Below are 18,102 nucleotides of genomic sequence, written 5' to 3' on the forward strand. Positions count from 1 at the left end.
ATCTCAAAAATAAAAGTTCATATTGCCTGTTTTATCCTGAAAATAGGGCCATAGCAATTTCTGCGGTGATGATATTGTCTGCGACAGGATGACAAGCGGCGGGCGGAGGACACGCTGCCGCCGACGGTCTGTCTTCAACAGCGTTTTCAGGATTTTTAGAATGGCCGATGGTGCAAGCAACGCCGGTGTAGTGGCGAACGGTATCTTCCAGAATTTTGCGCCGCCGGTGCGCGAGCAAAGCCTGCTGCGCAAGGCGATCACCGCCGCCTATCGCCGTCCTGAGGAAGAATGCCTCGCGCCGCTGATCGAGGCGGCAACGGTGACGGCTGAAGAGACGAAAGCCATTCGCGACACGGCCCGCAAACTGATCGAGGCATTGCGCGCCAAGACCAAGGGCACCGGTGTCGAAGGGCTGGTGCAGGAATATTCGCTCTCCAGCCATGAGGGCGTGGCGCTGATGTGCCTTGCCGAAGCGCTGCTACGCATTCCCGACACCGCCACCCGCGACGCGCTGATCCGCGACAAGATCGCCCGTGGCGACTGGAAGTCCCATATTGGCGGCGGGCGCTCGCTCTTCGTCAACGCCGCCACCTGGGGTCTCGTCATCACCGGCAAGCTGACCTCGACGGTAAACGATAGCGGCCTTTCGGCGGCGCTGACAAAGCTGATCGCTCGCGCTGGCGAACCCGTCATCCGTCGCGGCGTCGATATGGCCATGCGCATGATGGGCGAACAGTTTGTGACCGGCGAAACCATCGGCGAAGCGATCAAGCGTTCGAAGCCGCTGGAAGAACAGGGCTTCCAATATTCCTACGACATGCTGGGCGAAGCCGCGACCACCGCCAAGGATGCGGAGCGTTATTACAAGGATTATGAAAACGCCATCCACGCCATCGGCAAGGCATCGGCCGGGCGCGGCATCTATGGCGGTCCGGGCATTTCCATCAAGCTTTCGGCGCTGCATCCGCGTTACGCCCGCGCGCAGGCGGAGCGGGTGATGGCCGAGCTTCTGCCGCGCGTCAAATCGCTGATGCTGCTCAGCAAGAAATACGATATCGGCCTCAACATCGATGCGGAGGAAGCCGACCGGCTGGAACTGTCGCTCGATCTTCTGGAAGAGCTGGCGCTCGACAAGGACCTTGCGGGCTGGAACGGCCTCGGTTTCGTCGTGCAGGCCTATGGCCGCCGCTGCCCCTTCGTTCTCGATTACATCATCGATCTCGCCCGCCGCTCGGGCCGCCGCATCATGGTGCGTCTCGTCAAGGGCGCCTATTGGGATGCGGAAATCAAGCGCGCGCAGGTGGAGGGGCTGGAGGACTTCCCCGTATTCACCCGCAAGGTCCACACTGACGTCTCCTACATCGCCTGTGCCCGCAAGCTGCTCGCCGCGCGCGATCTGGTCTTCCCGCAATTTGCGACCCACAATGCGCAGTCCATGGCGACGATCTACCATCTCGCCGGCCCCGGCTTCAAACTCGGCGACTATGAGTTCCAGTGCCTGCATGGCATGGGCGAACCGCTTTACAGCGAAGTCGTCGGCAAGAAGAAGCTCGACCGGCCCTGCCGTTTCTATGCCCCCGTCGGCACCCACGAGACGCTACTGGCCTATCTCGTCCGCCGCCTGCTGGAAAACGGTGCGAACTCCTCCTTCGTCAACCGCATTGCCGACCCCGCCGTACCGGTGGATTCCCTGCTGGAAGACCCGGTTGCCGTGGTCAAGGCCTATGCCGTTCCCGGCGCGCGCCACGACCGCATCGCCGCCCCCGAAGGCCTGTTCGGCCCGGAACGCAAAAACTCCGCCGGCCTCGACCTCTCCAGTGAAACGACGCTCGCCGCACTGGACAAAACCCTGAAGGCAGGTGCTGCGACGGAATGGAAAGCGTCGGCACCGCAGGCAGGCGGCAACACGCGCCCGGTTCTCAATCCCGGCGACCACAATGATATCGTCGGCCATGTGACGGAGCCCACCGAATCCGATGTCGAGGCGGCAATGCGGCGGGCGGCGGCCTCTAGCTGGCCCTCCACCCCGGTGGAAGAACGCGCCGCCTGCCTGGAGCGCGCCGCCGACGCCATGCAGGCCGAAATGCCTGCCCTGCTCGGCCTCGTCATGCGCGAAGCGGGAAAATCCATACCCAACGCCATTGCCGAGGTGCGCGAGGCCATCGACTTCCTGCGTTATTACGCGGCGGAAGCCCGCAGGAACTTCAAATCCGGCGAAACGCCGCTCGGCCCGGTCGTCTGCATCAGCCCGTGGAACTTCCCGCTTGCGATCTTCATCGGTCAGGTGACGGCGGCACTGGTTGCCGGCAATCCGGTTCTGGCAAAGCCCGCCGAAGAAACGCCGCTGATCGCGGCGCAGGGCGTGCGCCTGTTGCATGAGGCCGGCGTTCCGCAGGATGCCGTGCAGCTTCTGCCGGGCGACGGCAAGACAGGGGCGGCCCTTGTTGGTTCACCTCTTACAGCCGGTGTAATGTTCACAGGCTCGACGGAAGTGGCGCGGCTCATTCAGGGCCAGCTTGCCGGCCGGGTTCTGGCCAATGACCAGCCGGTGCCGCTGATCGCCGAAACCGGCGGCCAGAACGCCATGATCGTCGATTCCTCCGCACTTGCCGAACAGGTCGTCGCCGATGTCATCGCGTCTGCTTTCGACAGCGCCGGCCAGCGCTGCTCGGCATTGCGCATCCTCTGCCTGCAGGAAGATGTGGCGGACCGCACGCTGACCATGCTGAAAGGCGCGCTGCATGAATTGCGCATCGGCCGCACCGACAAGCTTTCCGTCGACGTCGGCCCCGTCATCACCGCCGAGGCGAAGGGCATCATCGAAAAGCACATCGAGGGCATGCGCGGGCTCGGGCATCGCATCGAACAGATCACGCTTGCCGGCGAAACCGGCAAGGGCACCTTTGTGCCGCCGACCATTATCGAGATGAAATCGCTCGCCGATCTGAAACGCGAAGTCTTCGGTCCGGTGCTGCACGTCATCCGCTTCAAGCGCGACAATCTCGACCGGCTGATCGATGAGATCAACGCTACCGGCTATGGCCTGACCTTCGGCCTGCATACCCGTCTCGACGATACGATCCAGCACGTTCTCTCCCGCGTCGCGGCCGGCAATCTTTATGTGAACCGCAACATCATCGGCGCGGTCGTCGGCGTGCAGCCCTTTGGCGGACGCGGCCTCTCCGGCACTGGCCCAAAGGCCGGCGGCCCGCTTTATCTCGGCCGCATGACACAGGAAGCGCCGAAGATCGACCGCATTGCCAGCCAGCAGGATCAGGCCGCCGTCGATCTCGCCCGCTGGCTGGATGAAAACGGCGAGACAGTCGCGGCCGAAGCCGCACGGCAGGCGGCAGCTCTTTCCGGCCTCGGCTTCGAAACCGAGTTGGCCGGTCCCGTCGGCGAGCGCAATGTCTATGCACTGCATCCGCGTGGAAAGGTTCTGCTGGTTCCGGCAACCGAACAGGGGCTTTACCGCCAGCTTGCGGCAGCGCTTGCAACCGGAAACGCGGTTGTCATCGATAATGCCTCGAGACTGGAGAAATCCATTTACGGACTGCCGGCAACCGTGACCTCGCGCATCGTCTGGGCGGATGACTGGGAAAAATCAGCGCCCTTCGCCGGCGCGCTGGTCGAGGGCAACGCGGAGCGTATCGTGGCGGTCAATAAAAAGATCGCCGCCCTGCCCGGCCCGCTGGTTCTAGTTCAGGCCGCGGCAACGGAAGCGCTTTCCGCGGAAAGCCAGCCCTATAATCTCGACTGGCTGGTCGAAGAAGTCTCCGTCAGCGTCAACACCACGGCCGCCGGCGGCAATGCCAGCCTGATGAGCATTGGCTGATGATATCGTCCGGCGGGGTCTCGGCCCTGCCGGTTCATGCCTTATCCGTTGGTCTCGCCACGGCCGAAGAGCTGGTTCAGAACCTGCTCTTCCAGCCTTGCGAATTCCGCAGTGCCATGACGGCGCGGACGCGGCAGTTTCACATCGAGATCGAGCGCGATGCGCCCTTCATCGATGACGACGATGCGATCCGCAAGCGCCACGGCCTCCGATACATCATGCGTGACGAGAACGGCGGTGAATTTCTGCTTGCGCCAGATGCGCTCCAGCAGAAGCTGCATTTCGATGCGGGTGAGCGCATCGAGCGCGCCGAGCGGTTCATCCAGCGCCAGGATTTGCGGATGGGCCACCAGCGCGCGCGCCAGCGCCACGCGCTGCTTCTGGCCGCCGGAAAGCACATAGGGCCATTCGCCAGCCCGGTCTTCCAGACCGACCTCTTCGAGAATTGTAAGCGCCTGCTCCTGCGCCGCCTCGCCCTTGGCGATGCCGGTCAGCCCCACGGAGACGTTGCTCGCGATACGTTCCCACGGCAGAAGACGCGGCTCCTGAAACATCATGCGGGTGCGGCTCGATGCATCTTTCGAGACGGTTCCGGTGGTCGGCGTGTCGAGGCCGGCCAGAATGCGCAGGAGCGTGCTCTTGCCACAGCCACTCTTGCCGATGATGGCCAGAAACTCGCCTTCCCGCACATCGAGATCGATGCCGCGCAGAACCGGTTTGTCGCCGAAGCTCTTCGCCACATTGCGGAAGCTGAAGGCGACCTTGCCTTCTGTCGTCTTCTCGCGTTGTTCGATTTTCCCTTGGGACGGGAGGGATGGCGGGGCATCCGGGCGTCTCAGCGTCGTAACATTGCCGGTCGACATGGGTTACCTCAGACTTTCTTGAAGGCTGGATGCCATTGCAGGAAGATGCTTTCGAGGAAGCGGGCGAAACTGTCGGCCAGCTTGCCGAGAAGCGCATAGATGAGGATCGACAGTACCACGACGTCGATCAGCAGGAACTCGCGCGCCTGCATGGCCATATAGCCGAGGCCGGACGAGGAAGAGATGGTTTCGGCGACGATAAGCGTCAGCCACATGATGCCGAGCGCATAACGCAGGCCGGTGAAAATGGCGGGCAGCGCGCCGGGCAGGATCACCCGCCGGAACAGCGTGAAGGGCGACATGCCATAGGTACGGCCCATTTCCACCAGTTGCGGATCGACACCCTGAATGCCGAGCAGCGTGTTGATGTAGATCGGGAAAAACACACCGAGCGCGACGAGGAAAAGCTTCGCCTCCTCATCGATGCCGAACCATAGGATGACCAGCGGAATGAGCGCCAGATGCGGAATGTTGCGGATCATCTGCAGCGTCGTATCGGTGAAGCTGCGGGAGAATTTGGAGAGGCCATTGGCCAGGCCGAAGATGAAGCCGATGGAGCCGCCAATGGCGAAACCGGCGAGCGCGCGGGCGGAACTGACGCCGATATTGGCGACAAGCTCACCCGAGAGCAGAAGCCGCCAGAAGGCTTCCGCGACAGCCGAAGGGGCCGGCAGCACATTGGCGGAAATCAGACCGGCCCGCGCCGCCGCCTCCCAGCCTGCAAGAATGAGTGCGGGGAGCAGCCAGCCTGTGATGCCGCCAATCTCGATACGCTTTCCGGTGCTCATGGCGTGCCCTCGGCTCTTGCTCAGTTCGTCGCGCCCGACCAGACGGCATCCTTGATGCTGATCTGTTTCGGGATCAGACCGAGACGATAAAAGCGGTCGGCGGTTTCCTGCTGGCTGGCGACGATCTTGTCATCAATTTTGGTAATGCCGAATTCCGAGCGGTTCGCGGCGAGCGTCTGCGCCTCCAGCGGCACACCCGTCACCTCATGCAAAGCTGCGGCGACCTTGTCGCGGTTGGCGGCGGACCATTTCGCCGCCTCGCCCAGAGCATCGATGGTGATGTTGATCGTATCCGCATTGGATTTGGCGTAGTCGCGATTGGCGAGGAAATAGGTGCTGACAGCGAGCACATCGCTGGTGCGGGCCAGAGTGACCGGCTTGTAGCGGGTTTCGGCAATCGCATAGAAGGGATCCCAGACGGCCCAGGCGTCGATCTTGTCGCTGGCGAAAGCTGCCGCGGCATCGGCAGGGCTGAGATAGACCACCTCGATATCGCTGAATTTCAGGCCGTTCTTCTCAAGCGCCGCCACCAGCAGATTGTGCGCGCTGGTGCCCTTGCCGACGCCAACCTTCTTGCCCTTGAGATCGGCAACCGATTTGATGCCGCTTTCGGGCTTGGTGAAGATCGCCTCGCCCTTGCCGTTCGAAGGAAGGGCAGCGACATAAACGATGGCGGAACCTGCCGCCTGACCGAAGATCGGCGGCGCGTCGCCCGTCCAGCCGACATTGATGGAGCCGACATTCAGGGCCTCCACCAGCGGCGGGCCGGCGGTGAATTCGACCCAGGAAACCTTCACGCCTTTGGCCTCCAGCGCCTTTTCGATGACGCCCTGCTGGCGGGCGATCACCGGCAGGCCGGTTTTCTGATAACCGATCTTCAGCTCTTCCGCTGCCTGGGCCTGAAAAGGCAGAACGGATAAAGCAGCGGCAACAAGAATGCTGGCGGAAAGGGCGCGGCGGGTGACGGCTGGCATTTCATCTCCTTATCACCGGCGCTCTTGCCGGGTTGCGATATGGAGTAATGCTAGGGTTTTCCATTAAAACGATAGAGAGACGATAATTCAATATGAGCAATATTGCGGGAATAAAATTCCGCGCAAAGACCTCTTTTCCGCAAATCGTGGCGGGCGCCCTCGTCCGACCCATCGAATAGAAATGCCGGCGCGGATGGAGCCGCGCCGGCATGATGGATCAATTTTTCTACAGAGTAGGCGATTATTCGATATCGAAGGAAACGCCCTGCGCCAGCGGCAGCGCCTTGGAGTAGTTGATGGTGTTGGTGGCGCGGCGCATATAGGCCTTCCACGCATCCGAACCGGATTCACGGCCGCCGCCGGTTTCCTTCTCACCGCCGAAAGCGCCGCCGATTTCCGCACCCGAGGTGCCGATATTGACGTTGGCGATACCGCAGTCGGAGCCTTCCGACGACACGAACCGTTCCGATTCCTGCATGTCGCGGGTGAAGATCGATGAGGAAAGACCAGCAGCGACGGCGTTATGGTCGTCTATCGCCTGATCGAGATCGCTGTATTTCATGACATAGAGGATCGGCGCGAAAGTCTCTTCCAGCACAGGCCCAGCCTGCTTCGGCATTTCGACCAGAGCCGGCTTGACGTAATAGGCATCCGGCGCACCCGTATCCACGCGGCCGCCGCCATTCACCACGCCATCATGGGCTTTCGCCGCTTCGAGGGCCTTCTGCATGCCGTCGAAAGCCGCCTTGTCGACCAGCGGGCCGACGAGTGCGGAGGTTTCCAGCGGGTTGCCGACGGAAACGGAGGCATATGCCTTTTTCAGACGCGGCACGAGCTGGTCATAGACGCTGTCATGCACGAAGAGACGGCGAAGCGTGGTGCAGCGCTGGCCGGCCGTGCCCATTGCACCGAAAGCGATGGCGCGCAGCGCCATATCGAGATCGGCGGAAGGGCAGACGATGCCGGCATTGTTGCCGCCGAGTTCCAGAATGGCGCGGGCGAAGCGTTTCGCAAGGCGCGGACCGACATCGCGGCCCATGCGGGTGGAGCCGGTGGCCGAGACGAGCGGCACCTTCGGATTGTCCACCAGAGCTTCACCCACGGCACGGTCGCCGATCAGAAGCTGCGAAAGACCTTCCGGCGCATCGCCGAAACGGGCGGCCGCGCGCTCAAAGATGCCCTGAACGGCAAGCGCCGTGAGCGGGGTCTTTTCCGAAGGCTTCCAGACCACCGAATTGCCGCAGACGATGGCAAGCGCCGCGTTCCACGACCACACCGCAACCGGGAAGTTGAAGGCGGAGATGACGCCGACGACACCGAGCGGATGCCAGGTTTCCATCATGCGATGGCCGGGGCGTTCGGTGGCGATGGTAAGACCATAAAGCTGGCGGGAAAGGCCGACCGCGAAATCGCAGATATCGATCATTTCCTGCACTTCGCCGAGGCCCTCGGAGGGAACCTTGCCCGCTTCCAGCGATACGAGACGGCCGAGATCGGCCTTGAAGGCACGCAGCTCTTCGCCGAGCAGCCGGATCAGTTCACCGCGACGGGGCGACGGCACATTGCGCCATGTCTTGAAGGCGGCATCGGCCCGGTCGATCACGGCTGCTACACCCTCGACCGAAACGGTCTTGAGGCTTGCGACCTGTTCACCCGTCACCGGGCTGAAGGAGGCCATATCGCCGCCGGTATAAAGATCGCGGGCAACGCCCATCCTGTCGAGCAGGGCCGCGGCTTCCTGTTTCACGTCGAGCTTCGTGGTCGCATCCATGTCCATCGTCCTTTTGGCTTAAAAGGGGAGGAAAGGCCGTTTCGATACGGCGCTTTCAACTCCCGTCACTCTTCTTTCCCCGAATTTGCCATTCGTTCTATGAAATTGGCGTTTTACACCGTTCCATTCTTTCCCGTAATCATATATGGCCATAACGACCCTTTTCCAATGAGGAAAGCGGGTAAGTTGATGCGAGAATGGAATGGATCCGCGCAGAAGACTGGTCCCTGACATCGTTACCCTGCAGGCGTTCGAATGCGCGGCACGGCATGGCAATTTTACGCGTGCGGCGGAAGAACTCAACCTCACGCAGAGCGCGGTGAGCCGGCAGATCGGCGAACTGGAAGCGCAGACCGGAATGCAGCTTTTCGAGCGCATCCGCAGGCGGGTGGTGCTTTCGGAGGCGGGGCGTAAATTCCTGCCCGATGTGCGGCGCCTGTTGCAGCAATCCGAACAGCTGATGGTGCGCGCGGTCTCGGCCGGAACATCGCACGCATCGCTTTCCGTCGCGACATTGCCGACATTCGGCAGCCGCTGGCTGATGCCGCGCCTCCACCGCTTCATCGACGTCAGTCCGGAAATAAAGATCACCATCGGCTCGCGCTCGCACCCTTTCGATTTTGACGAGGAAGGTTTCGATCTCGCCATTCATTATGGCCAGCCGGTCTGGGCGCATGGCACCTGCACATTTTTGTGCAACGAGGTGATCGTGCCGGTCGCAAGCCCCGCCCTTGTGCGCCGCGCCGGCGTGAACCAGCCGCAGGATCTGACCGGGCAACCGCTCCTGCATGTGACGACGCGGCCGAAACTATGGACGGAATGGCTGGAGATGAACGGTGTGACGGCGGAGAATGCCTATCAGGGCAGCCGTTTCGACCAGTTCTCGATGATCATCGAGGCAGCCGCAAGCGGCATCGGTTTTGCTCTTCTGCCGAAATATCTCATCGAGGCGGAGATCGCCTCCGGCCGCCTCGAAATCGTCTTCGACATTCCCTTGCAGACTGACAAGAGCTATTACGTGGCCCTGCCGGAAGGACGGCAGGACAATGCGCTGGCCCGCGCCTTTCAGGCCTGGTTGCTCGATCAGGTCGGCAAGCCGGTGTAATCCGTCATCCGCTCAGTTCGAAGGGCGGAGAGAAACGTCATACAGCCCCGGAAGATCGGGACCGACGGGCACGATTCGGGTCGGGTTGAGCGCCTTGATGGAATAATAACCGCGCTTGATATGGTCGATATTGACCGTATCGCGCACGCCGGGAACATTCAGCACCCGCATCATATAGGCCTGAAGGGCGGGATAATCGGCGATACGGCGAAGATTGCATTTGAACAGACCATAATAGGCGGCATCGAAACGAACCAGCGTCACGAAAAGCCGGACATCTGCTTCAGTCAGCAGATCGCCGAACAGGAAAGGTCCGCCTGAGACGAGGCGGCTTTCGAGCTCCTGAAGCATTGCGAACACATCGGTAAAGGCCTCTTCATAGGCGACCTGCGTGGTGGCGAAACCAGTTCTGTAAACGCCGTTGTTGAGGCGCGGATAGATGTGGTCATTGAGAGCGTCGATCTCATCGCGCAAAGCTTCCGGATAGAGGTCCACGCTATTGTCGGCCAGAGCGCCGAAACCGGAATTCAGCATGCGCAGAATATCGGCGGATTCGTTGTTGACGATGGTTTTCGTCTTTTTGTCCCAAAGCACGGGCACGGTGGCGCGGCCGGTATAGTGCGGATCCGCGCTGGTATAGACCTCGTGCATATAGGTGAAGCCGTTGAGCGTATCACGATCCGACCCCGGATAGTCGCCGAATTTCCAGCCCTCGTCGGAAAGCGCCGGCTCAACCACGGAAACAGAAATCACCTCTTCCAGCTTCTTCAGCTTTCGGCCGATCAGCGTGCGCGATGCCCATGGGCAGATCAGCGCGACGTAAAGATGATAACGGCCGCTTTCGGCCGCAAAACCGCCCTCGCCCGTCGGCCCCGCCGAACCGTCAGGCGTTACCCAGTTGCGGAAGCCGGAGGTCTGGCGAACGAAGCCGCCCTTCTTGTCGGTTGCCTGCACCGGATGCCATTCGGCGGTCCATTTTCCATCCACGAGCATTTGCGGCTCTCCGTTCATCTAAAGATGAAAGCCTTATGGGCCGGGTTGCCGCCGCTTCACAAGCCGCGCTTCGGTTGACGCACTGTTTCCGATCAAGAGTGAGTTCAAAGCCGATTGCGGAAAAACGGGTTCCAGCGCACGGTGCCGAGCCTCACCTTTTCGCGGATCATGGTCAGAAGTCCCGATGCGGCGATGACGGCCAGACCAAGCACGGCGACCGCATCCGGATATTCGTGGAAGAAAGCCATGCCGATCGCCACGGCCCAGAGGATTTGCGAATAATGCGACGGCGCGATCTGGCTCGCTGGCGCGATGCGGGTTGCGACCAGAAGGGTGATCTGCCCCGTGGCCGTGCAAAGGCCGATGAAGGCGAAGGCCAGGAGCTGGTGCAGATTTGGCATAACGAATTCGGGGATGGAGGCAATGCCATTGAAGGTGAGGCCGTAGATCAGCAGCACGCCCATGATCGAGGTGCGCTTTTCCTTGCCGGCAAGCGAGCGCAGCAAAACGATGGTCATTGCCGCCAGGAAGGCGACGCCAATGGCGGCGAAATGTCCGATTTCGAGTGTCTTGAAGCCTGGCCGCACGACGAGGATCACGCCGACGATACCCGCCAGAACCGCCGCCCAGCGCCATGGACCGATATTCTCCTTCAGCACGACGGCGGAAAGCACGGTCACGAAGAGCGGCGACAGGAAGATCAGCGCATAGGCTTCCGCCAGCGGAATGGTGGTGAAGGCATAGATGCCGAAAATACCGGCGAAAAGGCCGGAGATGGCGCGCCCATGCACGGCGAACGGCCGGCTCATGCGCCAGAATTCACGCCACCTTTCCTCGCGCGGCTTACTGAAGAAAATGAAGATGCCGGAAAACAGAATGCTGAAGAAGCCGATTTCGAAAACGCTGATCTGCGATCCAAGCGACTTGATGGTGGCATCGCCCATGGAAAAGGTCGCATAAGCGAACAGACCGAGCAGAAAACCCTTTTGCATTTGAACGTCCCCAAACACCGACCGCAATGCAAAGCATCCCCCGGCCGCGTGGAACGCGACCCGGACGCCCCTTTCAAGGGACAGACAGTCTGGCAGATTTGATCCTCAGCCCTATGGCTAGACCCGGCTACCTATGAGTGCAAGCCGGAAAAACGGCAAAATTGCCCGATTGGACCCGGCCAGTGCAAATGGCTGCAAGGTGCGGCAAATTTGTCCCGCCATGGTCATCACATCCCCGTCATGGAAAGAGGTTAGCCGGTGTTGATCGTGGCGCTTGGCGACGGGCATGAAGGCGGCTAAATATTATCGTGCGATTTTCATCCGCCGATTTCCCCGGCTGATATTGCTGCGTTAACATGGCCTCGCTAACCGAAAGGAAAAAGAATGCGGATTGTGATGATCGGTTCGGGTTATGTCGGCCTTGTGTCCGGCGCGTGTTTTGCGGATTTCGGCCATGATGTGGTCTGCGTCGACAAGATGCCGGAGAAGATAGAGGCCCTGAAAAACGGCCATATTCCGATCTTCGAACCGGGTCTGGAGACCATTGTCGCCAACAATGCAAAGGCCGGGCGGTTGAGCTTCACCACCGATCTTTCCGCAGCCGTCGCCAATGCCGATGTCGTCTTCATCGCGGTCGGCACGCCCTCGCGGCGCGGCGATGGCCATGCCGATCTTGGTTATGTCTACGCGGCAGCGAAAGAGATCGCCCATGCGCTTGACGGTTTCACGGTCATCGTTACCAAATCCACCGTTCCCGTCGGCACTGGCGACGAGGTGGAGCGTATCATCCACGAGGAAAACCCCTCGGCCGATTTTGCGGTTGTCTCCAACCCGGAGTTCCTGCGCGAAGGTGCCGCCATCGAGGATTTCAAGCGGCCGGACCGCATCGTCGTCGGCCTATCGGACGAGCGCGCCCGCCCCGTCATGACCGAGGTTTACCGCCCGCTCTATCTCAACCAGTCGCCGCTGCTCTTCACCACAAGACGCGCTTCCGAACTGATCAAATATGCCGCCAACGCCTTTCTGGCGATGAAGATCACCTTCATCAACGAGATGGCTGATCTCTGCGAAAAGGTCGGCGCCAATGTGCAGGATGTCTCGCGCGGCATCGGTCTCGATGGCCGAATCGGCCCGAAATTCCTGCATGCCGGGCCCGGTTATGGCGGCTCCTGTTTCCCGAAGGACACGCTGGCGCTTGCCAAGACCGCGCAGGACTATGATGCACCGGTGCGGCTGATCGAGACCACCATCGCCATCAACGACAACCGCAAGCGCGCCATGGGCCGCAAGGTCATCAATGCGGTGGGCGGCGATGTGCGCGGCAAGAAGATCGCCGTGCTTGGCCTTACCTTCAAGCCGAATACCGACGACATGCGCGACAGCCCGGCAATCGCCATCATCCAGACCCTGCAGGATGGCGGTGCGAAAGTGGTCGGTTACGATCCGGAAGGCATGGCGAATGCCCGCCATCTGATGGAAGACATCGAATACGCGGCCGGCCCCTACGAGGCGGCGGAAGACGCCGACGCCGTGGTGATCGTGACGGAATGGAACCAGTTCCGCGCGCTCGACCTGCCGCGGCTGAAGGCGATTATGAAACATCCGGTGCTGGTGGATCTGCGCAATATCTACCGCACGGATGAGGTCGCCGCGCATGGCTTCATCTATGCCGCGGTCGGTCGCCCGCATGAAGGCGGTTCCGACAAGGGCGCATAGAGGTTTCGTTTTCGCCATTTCATTAAAAGGTTTTCTGCGCTTCGGTCAGACCGCAAACGCACCAACGAATTCGGGATATAATCATCATGCGTTATCTGGTTACCGGCACGGCTGGCTTCATCGGCTTTTATGTTGCGAAACGGCTGCTGGATGCCGGCCATTTCGTGACCGGCTTCGACGGCATGACGAAATATTACGATGTCAGCCTCAAGGAAAAACGCCACGCCATTCTTTCCCGCTCCAATGGCTTCCGGGCCGAAATCGGCATGCTGGAAGATACGGATGCGCTGAAGCGTGCGGCCGAGGCCGCCGAACCTGAGATCATCATCCACCTCGCCGCACAGGCGGGCGTCCGTTACAGTCTTGAAAATCCGCGGGCCTATATCAATTCCAATCTCATCGGCTCATTCAACATGCTGGAGCTCGCCAGAAGCCTTGAAGTCAAGCATCTGATGCTGGCATCGACCTCCTCCATCTACGGCGCCAACGAGAAAATACCCTTCGCGGAAAGCGACAAGGCCGACGAGCCGATGACGCTTTACGCCGCCACCAAAAAATCGATGGAGCTGATGGCGCACAGCTATGCCCATCTGCACAAGCTGCCCACCACCGCCTTCCGTTTCTTCACGGTCTACGGCCCGTGGGGACGGCCGGACATGGCGCCGATCAAATTCGTCGATGCCGTTTCCAACGGCCGGCCGATCGATATTTACGGGCAAGGCAATATGAGCCGCGATTTCACCTATATCGACGATCTGGTGGAGGGCATCGTCCGGCTGAGCACGGTCATCCCTTCCGAGGAAAACCGTGTTACACTGGAAGGTGTCACCGACACGCTCTCGCACCACGCGCCCTTCCGCGTGGTCAATATTGGCGGCGGCCAGCCGGTGGAGCTGATGCATTTCGTCGAGACGGTCGAAAAGGCGGTCGGGAAACCCGCGATCCGCAACATGCTGCCGATGCAGCAGGGCGATGTTCCCCGCACCTTCGCCTCGCCCGATCTTCTGAGGGCCCTCACCGGTTATGTGCCGCAAACCCCGGTCGAGGAGGGCATCAAGGCCCTCGTCGCCTGGTATCGCGAGATGCACCCGGCCGAATTACGGGAATAACCTCACAGCGTCGCCAGCAGGCGGTTGGAGATGGTGCCGCCGGAAGCGCTCTGCATGGTGATCTTGGTTTCCACGGCCTCAATGATCGTGTCGCTGAAATCCATCTCCGTCAGATCGCGGATATTGGAAAGCCCGCCCGGGGAAAACACGTTCACTTCCAGTATCTTGTCACCGACGATATCGAGCCCGACGAGGAACATGCCGTCCTCCACCAGCTTCGGCCGCACCATTTCGGCAAGCGCCACGATTTCATCCGTCACCTTCACGGCTTCCGCCGTGCCATGGGCATGGATATTGGAGCGCAGGTCGCCCTTGGCCGGCACGCGGCGAAGGGCGGCATATTTGCCTTCACGCATCAGCGGACGGCCGTTCATCATGAAGAAGCGGATGTCGCCATCCTTGGCGGCCGGCAGATAGGCCTGCGCGATCAAATAACCTTCGAGGCTCACCGCCTCGAAAATCTGGTTGAGATTGGTCTCTTTGCTGGAGCCGATCTTGAAGACGTTCTTGCCGCCGGAGCCCTGCAGCGGCTTGACGATGACGCCCTTGGGGTGCGCGTCGGCAAAGGCGCGGATTTCCTCGACATTGCGCGAAATGATCGTGGTCGGGCGGACGATTTCGGGAAAACTCTGGAAATAAAGCTTGTTCTGCGCAAGCGCCAGACCTTCGGGATCGTTCAGCACCACGACGCCCCGCTGTTCGGCAAGCCGTCCGAACAGGATGCCGGCATGCACCGCCCATGGCCGCGTCGTCTGGTCGAGCGAGGGATCGTTGCGCAGCATCAGCGCATCGATTTCCTCCACATCCATGGTTCGCCGCTCCAGCGCCTTGTCCTGAAGCGTGGAATGGAACGTCTCGCCTTTCTTGATTTTACCCTTCGGCAGCACGGTGGCGTGAATGGTCAGGCTGTCGTCCGAGCGCAAGGTGAAATCGCCGGGCGTTAGATAGACCACCTCATGGCCGCGATTGAGCGCGGCCATGGCAAGCAGGCCGGTCGCGTAGTTCGGTCCCTCGGTTTCGATGGAATTGACGAAAAATGCGATACGCATGAAGCCCCTCCTATAATGTCGCCAGTTCGGCAATGGATAATCCCGCCCGTATTTTTTCCAGCCGCTCATTGGCCTTGGCGGGCAGCAGAAATGCGGGCCTGACGCCCGGCGGGCGAAGCAGGCCGCGCAGGGCAAGCTCCTGCATCACCGGAAAATGGGCGGCGGCGATCTTGCCCATCCAGAACGGATCGAGCGCCCCGCCCCTGCGCAGATGGTCCAGCACCTCCGCCAGCCCGCGCAGATAGATCGCATCCTTGGAAAGACCGCCGCCGCGATAGATGCGCAGCACCATGTTGAAGGCCCCGGCCTCGTCGAAACCGTAATCGCGGGTCATGGTGCGGAAGGTCTCCACGAAGCTTGCCCCATCCAGCATGGCGGCGCAGCCGATAACACGGCCGGCGATCAGCCGCAGGCGCTCACGCGTCATGCCGCCGGCCAGATGTTCCGCCAGCACCGCCAGCCCTTCCTGCACGCCCTCATAACCGGAAAGGCCGGTGCGGAAGAGCCGCAGCCCCTGAAACGAGCCGTTGAAATACGTCAGAAGATGCACGCCGATCTCATGCGACAGCAGCGCCTCGACACGGCGCTGCTCCATGACGGTGTGGCGGGAAATCAAAAGCTTCTCGCCCGTCACCATCAGACCCGGCGGCAGGTCGTCGCGGATTTCGACGCGTGCCTTGAATTCCGGGTCTTCCGCAAGATAGGTCTCGACCATCTCCCGCGACTTCTTGGCGACCGCGTAACAATCGACCATGGCGATTTCGCTGCTTTCCTCCCTGCGCGGGCAATCCGCAAGCACCCGCAGCGCCAGCTGAAGAAGAGCCGGTTCGACAGCGCCATAAAGGGCGCGTGAAAAATCGGTGAAGGTGCGGTGGTGCAGATTGGCGAGCATCGTCAGCTGCAGATCGATCTCCTGCTGTTTCTCCCGGTAGAGATTATAAAGCACCGGGTCTTCCAGATGATCGAACACGACGGAATAAAGCTTGCGTTTCTGCTCCTCGACATCGACGCCGAGCGGCCGGTAGAGCAGGCGCGGCGCGAACTGAAAGCCGCCATCGCGAAATTCCTCGAAGGCCCGGCGGGCATTGATGGGCGTGACGGAAAGCAGAAAATCGAAGGATGAAACAATATCGTCGACGGACCGGTCGGCGCGCCTGACGGCATCGACGAAAGCCTTGCGCCCCAGCGCACGGTGGCTGGTAACCTTGAGCGCGTCCTTGCCCGAAGCGAAGGATGAAAAAGCCTGCAGGCCGGCATCGAAAAGATCGGCGATCATCGTCACCCGCAGGCCCGGATAATCCGCACCGGATTCCGGCTGGCGGTAGATCGGCGCAAAACGCACGCTGATGCAGGGAAAATCGAGGCCCGCTTTCTTGAAGCGCAGAACGGGATCGGCATCCGGTTCCGGCCGGGTGATGCGCGGCGTGCGAAAACGCACTTCGGCATCGCAAACCGCCTTGATGAAGACCCGGCGGGCATTCTGCGTTTCGGGTTCAGCCGTCGCCGAGACGGAAACCTCATAATGCGGCAGGAAAGGCGAATCGTCGGCCAGCAGGATGTCATGCTCCAGCTCGCCGATATCGAGGACGATGAATGCGCCGAAGCGCTGCCGCATGACCGTGCCAACGGCCTCGATCAGCGGCGCGGCCTCCTGAATGGTCGACGCGATCAGATAGGAGGCATGGGCGGCGGCGATATCGCGGGCGGCGAGATTTTTCGTGCCGCCGGTCAGATGCAGGCAGAGGAACGGCAGCGGCCGGTCGATATGCAGACGACCGTCTTTGCCGACATCGCGGCGGATGGCCTTGCCGGCCTCGAGGCAGGACACGACATCATCGACCAGATCGGCGATGGGAGACGGTGCGCTGCGGGCGGGAGAGAGATTCATCGCCGCGACCTCAGGCACTCTTCGAGCACCGGCTGGAGTGCTGTTATCGCTTGGCGAATATCCGCCACCACACGCGCATCCGGCTTTCCCGTCCACTCGTCCATGAAGAATTTCTTGAACTCGACCGCGATGGCGCAGCCATTTTCGGCGAACCTTTCGTGGATGAAACGGGTCTGCTCCCCCTTGCCCTGAAACGCCACGTTCTCGCGAACATCGAGGCGGCGGCCGCCGATGGTCACCGATGCGAAGTGGTGTCCGACCGCGCTCACGATATCGCCCCAGCGGCTGCGATCCATGGAAAAGGTGCCGATATTGATATCGGGCGCCTCCGCCTGCGCCGTCGGCGGCGCAGCGGCGCCCTGCCGACGATGATTATAGCTGTGTACATCCAGCACGACGAAGGCGCCGTGCCGCCTTTCGATTGCAGAGAGCACGGTCTCCAGCATCGCATAATAGTCGGCGTGAAAATCGAGCGATTGCCGGATAGCTTTCTGCGCCGGCTCTTCTTTCCAGACCTCAAGCCCCCAGGATTGTTCCGGCTTCAGATAGATCGCCTGATCGGCCGCACGGTTGAGATCGATTTCGAAACGCGAATGGTGAACGACGAGACGGTTCGTCAGCCCCGCGATCATCTCACCGGTGAAAGGGTCTTCCTCCCGCAGCCGCTGTTCCGGGGAAAGGGCGATGAGCCCGGATACGTCCGGTCTAATGCGATGACCGTCGTGAATGGCCGTGCCGATAACCGGTGAGTTGCCGAAATCGATCGACCAGAAACCCTTGTTTTCGTTGTCACCGCGGTATTTACCGTCACTCTGTCTGGCTGCCATGCTGCCTCCCCTGCATCGGGGATAAAACAGCGGGACATGCCCGTTTGTTCCGGTAAAAAATTGCGCGCGATACATTCGGCTTCGGCAACGACGCGCTGGAAAAAACTGCGGAACCTTACGGGAAAGCTCACGTTGTTCCAGCAGGAGGGGCTGCCGTGTCAAGCGGACGCGATGGCGCTGAAGAACATCGGG

Annotated in this window: 13 protein-coding genes; 4 read left to right on the plus strand and 9 right to left on the minus strand. The window is 61.0% G+C overall.

Annotated elements, in window-relative coordinates; translation table 11 throughout:
* Positions 1–160: 160 nt before the first annotated feature.
* Positions 161–3,835, plus strand: coding sequence for a trifunctional transcriptional regulator/proline dehydrogenase/L-glutamate gamma-semialdehyde dehydrogenase (gene putA, locus ACQZ5G_RS16250; protein ID WP_448738276.1), 3,675 nt, complete (start codon positions 161–163; stop codon positions 3,833–3,835).
* A gap of 41 nt (positions 3,836–3,876) precedes the next feature.
* Here the strand turns inward: putA and ACQZ5G_RS16255 are convergent, their stop codons facing one another.
* From ACQZ5G_RS16255 to amaB, 4 genes are all read right to left on the minus strand, one after another.
* Complete coding sequence (locus ACQZ5G_RS16255) at positions 3,877–4,698, minus strand: ABC transporter ATP-binding protein (protein WP_448738277.1); 822 nt, start codon at positions 4,696–4,698, stop codon at positions 3,877–3,879.
* An 8-nt stretch (positions 4,699–4,706) separates the two neighbouring features.
* A complete protein-coding gene (locus ACQZ5G_RS16260; protein WP_020009953.1) occupies positions 4,707–5,486 on the minus strand; it encodes an ABC transporter permease subunit in 780 nt (259 codons plus the stop codon).
* 20 nt (positions 5,487–5,506) lie between these two features.
* On the minus strand, positions 5,507–6,460 hold the full coding sequence (locus tag ACQZ5G_RS16265; protein ID WP_448738278.1) for an aliphatic sulfonate ABC transporter substrate-binding protein: 954 nt from the start codon (positions 6,458–6,460) through the stop codon (positions 5,507–5,509).
* A 241-nt stretch (positions 6,461–6,701) separates the two neighbouring features.
* Positions 6,702–8,231: an L-piperidine-6-carboxylate dehydrogenase gene (gene amaB, locus ACQZ5G_RS16270; RefSeq protein ID WP_448738279.1), complete on the minus strand. Its 1,530-nt coding sequence runs from the start codon at positions 8,229–8,231 to the stop codon at positions 6,702–6,704.
* A gap of 202 nt (positions 8,232–8,433) precedes the next feature.
* Between amaB and ACQZ5G_RS16275 the strand changes: the two genes are divergently transcribed.
* Positions 8,434–9,336 carry a LysR family transcriptional regulator gene (locus ACQZ5G_RS16275; RefSeq protein WP_448738280.1) on the plus strand — a complete coding sequence of 301 codons (903 nt, stop codon included), beginning with the start codon at positions 8,434–8,436 and terminating at the stop codon, positions 9,334–9,336.
* Between the two features lie 12 nt (positions 9,337–9,348).
* On the opposite strand, the gene ACQZ5G_RS16280 is transcribed toward ACQZ5G_RS16275, so the two are convergent.
* Positions 9,349–10,329 carry a glutathione S-transferase family protein gene (locus ACQZ5G_RS16280; protein WP_448738281.1) on the minus strand — a complete coding sequence of 327 codons (981 nt, stop codon included), beginning with the start codon at positions 10,327–10,329 and terminating at the stop codon, positions 9,349–9,351.
* Between the two features lie 104 nt (positions 10,330–10,433).
* Positions 10,434–11,321, minus strand: a complete 888-nt coding sequence (locus ACQZ5G_RS16285; RefSeq protein ID WP_448738282.1) for a DMT family transporter — start codon at positions 11,319–11,321, stop codon at positions 10,434–10,436.
* 384 nt (positions 11,322–11,705) lie between these two features.
* Between ACQZ5G_RS16285 and ACQZ5G_RS16290 the strand changes: the two genes are divergently transcribed.
* Positions 11,706–13,037, plus strand: coding sequence for a UDP-glucose dehydrogenase family protein (locus tag ACQZ5G_RS16290; protein WP_078052652.1), 1,332 nt, complete (start codon positions 11,706–11,708; stop codon positions 13,035–13,037).
* Between the two features lie 86 nt (positions 13,038–13,123).
* Entirely contained in the window at positions 13,124–14,146 is a 1,023-nt protein-coding gene (locus tag ACQZ5G_RS16295) for an NAD-dependent epimerase (RefSeq protein WP_448738283.1), read from the plus strand.
* A gap of 2 nt (positions 14,147–14,148) precedes the next feature.
* On the opposite strand, the gene ACQZ5G_RS16300 is transcribed toward ACQZ5G_RS16295, so the two are convergent.
* From ACQZ5G_RS16300 to ACQZ5G_RS16310, 3 genes are read right to left on the minus strand one after another with little or no spacing between them, the layout of a single operon-like run.
* Complete coding sequence (locus tag ACQZ5G_RS16300; protein WP_003522515.1) at positions 14,149–15,195, minus strand: glutathione synthase; 1,047 nt, start codon at positions 15,193–15,195, stop codon at positions 14,149–14,151.
* Between the two features lie 10 nt (positions 15,196–15,205).
* On the minus strand, positions 15,206–17,083 hold the full coding sequence (locus ACQZ5G_RS16305; protein WP_448738284.1) for a flavohemoglobin expression-modulating QEGLA motif protein: 1,878 nt from the start codon (positions 17,081–17,083) through the stop codon (positions 15,206–15,208).
* On the minus strand, positions 17,080–17,910 hold the full coding sequence (locus tag ACQZ5G_RS16310) for an N-formylglutamate amidohydrolase (protein ID WP_448738285.1): 831 nt from the start codon (positions 17,908–17,910) through the stop codon (positions 17,080–17,082). Before ACQZ5G_RS16310 ends, ACQZ5G_RS16305 begins: the two co-directional genes overlap by 4 nt.
* Between the last annotated feature and the right edge of the window lie 192 nt (positions 17,911–18,102).

The organism is Agrobacterium sp. 22-214-1 (genome assembly GCF_053522465.1).